The organism is Dellaglioa sp. CoH-55-MRSF-9 (assembly GCF_056782155.1).
In genome coordinates, this window is record NZ_JBXAYG010000164.1 from 1 (window position 1) to 240 (window position 240).

1 protein-coding gene is annotated in these 240 nt (G+C 65.0%); it reads right to left on the reverse strand.

Translation table 11 applies throughout. The features are described 5' to 3' along the window. Positions 1 to 29: 29 nt before the first annotated feature. A partial coding sequence (locus tag AC1RPV_RS08195; RefSeq protein ID WP_481764269.1) for a hypothetical protein occupies positions 30 to 240 on the reverse strand: 211 nt, incomplete at its 5' end.

A 240-nucleotide genomic window follows, 5' to 3' on the forward strand; every position in this document is an offset into this window, starting at 1 on the left:
CGTCATACCGCACTGCTCGCCGAACGGCTCTAGCCGCCGTACCGGTAGTTCGCGCTGAAGTTGGCCAGGAAGATCGCGACCGCGATCCAGACGACGATCGCGATGGCGACGCCGACGAAGCCGAGGATGATGCCGGTGAGCCAGAATCCCCTGGCCTGCGGCTCCTTGTTGCGCCCGATGAAGCCGAGGACGATCGCGGCCACGGCGAACAGGAACCCGATCCCGTAGACGAAGTTCAGG